Source organism: uncultured Microbacterium sp. (genome assembly GCF_963521695.1).
In the GTDB taxonomy this organism is placed as follows: Bacteria; Actinomycetota; Actinomycetes; order Actinomycetales; family Microbacteriaceae; genus Microbacterium.
In genome coordinates this window covers 1-2,843 of the sequence record NZ_CAUQWC010000332.1, presented here as the reverse complement: position 1 = coordinate 2,843, position 2,843 = coordinate 1, and the positions used below count along the sequence as shown (strand labels likewise).

The following is a 2,843-nucleotide window of genomic DNA, read 5'->3' as shown; positions in this document are numbered from 1 at the left end:
GCCAGGGGCAGGTCGGGCGTCTCGACGACGTGGTGCGTGCGGGCGGCGTACGCGCCGACACGGCCGTCGGCGTCGACGTGCAGGCTGACCCGCGTGCGCCACCCGGTGCCATCCGCGGATTCGCCCTGATCCGGGGTGCCCGCGGCGCGCACGTCGACCGGCAGCTCCAGTCGGCCCACCCGCTCGATCGCCTCGCGGACCACCCGCTCCTTCAGCGCTCGCTGGTGAGCGAGCTCGATGTGGCCGAACTCGGCCCCACCGACGCGCTGACCGGGGTCGACGTCGATGCCCGCGGCCGCCCAGACGTGCGGTCGCCGCTCGGGCGCCGCCCGGAGGACCTCGACGGCATCGGCGCGCCAAAACGCCTTCTTGCGGGTGTCGGTGAGCCGCGCGCGGATGCGCTCTCCCGGGAGGGTGTCGGGCACGAACACCACGCGCCCCTCGTGCCGCCCGACGAAGACACCGCCGTGGGCGATGCCGGTGATGTCGAGTTCGATGAGGTCGCCGTCGTGCATCCCCCGAGCCTGACACATCCGGCCGGTGAGACCGCCGGGTGCGGGGGCGTCGACGGGCTCAGCCACCTCACGCACCAGGACCCTGAGCCCGTCCAAGGGGCCAGACCCGGACGAGCACCGAAGTCTCGACAGGCTCAGCAACCTCACGACGGTCGGTGCGCGCCGTACATCGGTAGCGTTGTGGCATGCGCGTGTGCTTGGCATCCACTTCTCCCGCTCGTCTCATGCTGCTGCGGCAGGCGGGCATCGAGCCCGAGGCGCGTGCCCCGCAGGTCGACGAGGAGGCCGTGATCGCCGAGGTCGAAGCGGCCGAGGGACGGCGGCTCCCCGCGGCCGAGCACGTGCTGCTGCTCGCGAGGCGCAAGGCCGAAGACGTGGCTCAGCGCCTGCACGCCGAGGACCCCACATTCGACGGCTTCGTCATCGGGGGCGATTCGATGTTCGAGCTCGGCGACGAGATCCTCGGCAAGCCGTACACGCCCGAGGCCGCCACTGAGCGCTGGCGGCAGATGCGCGGGCAGACCGGCATCCTGCACTCGGGTCACAGCGTGTTCCGTCTCTCCCCCGGCGCCGAGCCCACCGAGGCGCACGCGGTCGCCGAGGCATCGGTGACCTTCGCCGCCGATGTCGACGACCGCGAGATCGACGCGTACGTCGCGAGCGGTGAGCCGCTGCTCGTGGCGGGTGCTTTCACCGTCGACAGCCTCGGCGGGGCGTTCATCGAACGCGTCGAGGGCGACCCCTCCACGGTGGTCGGGATGTCGCTGTCGACCGTCCGCAGGCTCGTGCGGGAGCTTGGGGGTTCGTGGACCGACCTGTGGAATCGTTCGTAGACTCTCGCACACGTTTTCTGACCTTTCTTGTGGAGTGGGGTCAAAAGGCGGGGGTGGCCCCTCGGTAGGCTGGGAGGATGCCGAAGATCGCCAAGGTCCTTGTCGCCAACCGCGGCGAGATCGCCGTCCGTGTCATCCGCGCCGCCCGTGACTCGGGTAAGGCCTCCGTCGCCGTCTACGCCGACCAGGACCGCGACGCCCTTCACACGCGCCTGGCCGACGAGGCGTACGCCCTCGACGGCGCCACCAGCGCCGACACCTATCTCTCGATCGAGAAGATCCTCTCGGTCGCCCGCCGCGCCGGCGCCGACGCGGTGCACCCCGGCTACGGCTTTCTCGCCGAGAACGCCGACTTCGCCCGTGCCGTGATCGCCGCGGGGCTGGTGTGGATCGGCCCCTCCCCCGATGCCATCGAGGCCCTGGGCGACAAGGTCACCGCCCGCCACGTCGCCGAGAAGGTCGGAGCACCGCTGGCGCCCGGCACTCCCGGCCCCGTCTCCGGCGCCGACGAGGTCATCGCCTTCGCTGAGCAGGTGGGCCTCCCCATCGCCATCAAGGCCGCGTACGGCGGCGGCGGACGCGGCCTCAAGGTCGCGCGCGAACTCGGCGAGGTCGCCGAGATGTTCGAGTCGGCCACGCGCGAGGCGGTCGCCGCCTTCGGCCGCGGCGAGTGCTTCGTCGAGAAGTACCTCGACAAGCCCCGCCACGTCGAGACCCAGTGCCTCGCGGATGCCGCGGGCAACGTCGTCGTCGTCTCGACCCGAGACTGCTCGCTGCAGCGCCGCCACCAGAAGCTGGTCGAGGAGGCGCCGGCGCCCTTCCTCAGCGACGAGCAGAACGCGGTGCTGTACTCGGCATCCAAGGCCATCCTCAAGGAGGTCGGCTACGTCGGTGCGGGCACCTGCGAGTTCCTCGTCGGCGCCGACGGCACCATCTCGTTCCTCGAGGTGAACACGCGCCTGCAGGTCGAGCACCCCGTCTCCGAAGAGGTGACCGGCCTCGACCTCGTGCGCGAGCAGTTCCGTCTCGCCGAGGGCGAAGACCTCGGGTACGACGACCCCGCCCCCGTGGGCCACTCGATCGAGTTCCGCATCAACGGCGAGGACCCGGGCCGAGGTTTCCTGCCCCAGCCCGGACCCATCCACGTCTTCAAGACGTTCGGCGGTCCCGGCATCCGCCTGGACTCCGGCGTCACCGCGGGCGACAGCGTCTCGGGCGCGTTCGACTCGCTGCTGGCCAAGATCGTCGTCACGGGTCGCGACCGTGCCGAGGCGCTCGAGCGCTCGCGCCGCGCGCTCGACGAGTTCGAGGTGTCGGGCATGCCCACCGTGCTCCCCTTCCACCGGAAGGTCGTGCGCGACCCCGCCTTCACCGCCGAGGACGGCGTCTTCGGCGTCTTCACGCGCTGGATCGAGACGGAGTTCGTCAACGACATCCCCGCGTGGGACGGCGAGCCCGAGGCCCCCGCGGTGGTGCCCGGCCGCCACACCGTGGT

At 71.5% G+C, this 2,843-nt stretch carries 3 protein-coding genes; 2 read left to right on the top strand and 1 reads right to left on the bottom strand.

Annotation, left to right across the window (positions count from 1 at the left end):
• Positions 1-515, bottom strand: a 515-nt coding sequence (locus RWP81_RS16010; RefSeq protein WP_314457773.1) for a TRAM domain-containing protein, incomplete at its 3' end; no start/stop codon positions are given.
• A 185-nt stretch (positions 516-700) separates the two neighbouring features.
• Between RWP81_RS16010 and RWP81_RS16005 the strand changes: the two genes are divergently transcribed.
• Both RWP81_RS16005 and RWP81_RS16000 read left to right on the top strand, forming a co-directional pair.
• Positions 701-1,348 carry a Maf family protein gene (locus RWP81_RS16005; RefSeq protein WP_314457771.1) on the top strand — a complete coding sequence of 216 codons (648 nt, stop codon included), beginning with the start codon at positions 701-703 and terminating at the stop codon, positions 1,346-1,348.
• 77 nt (positions 1,349-1,425) lie between these two features.
• On the top strand, positions 1,426-2,843 hold a 1,418-nt coding region (locus RWP81_RS16000), incomplete at its 3' end, for a biotin carboxylase N-terminal domain-containing protein (RefSeq protein WP_314457769.1).

Excerpts from the sequence above, each read along its gene's own strand:
- RWP81_RS16005 (WP_314457771.1), top strand. The coding sequence starts at position 701 with ATGCGCGTGTGCTTGGCATCCACTTCTCCCGCTCGTCTCATGCTGCTG.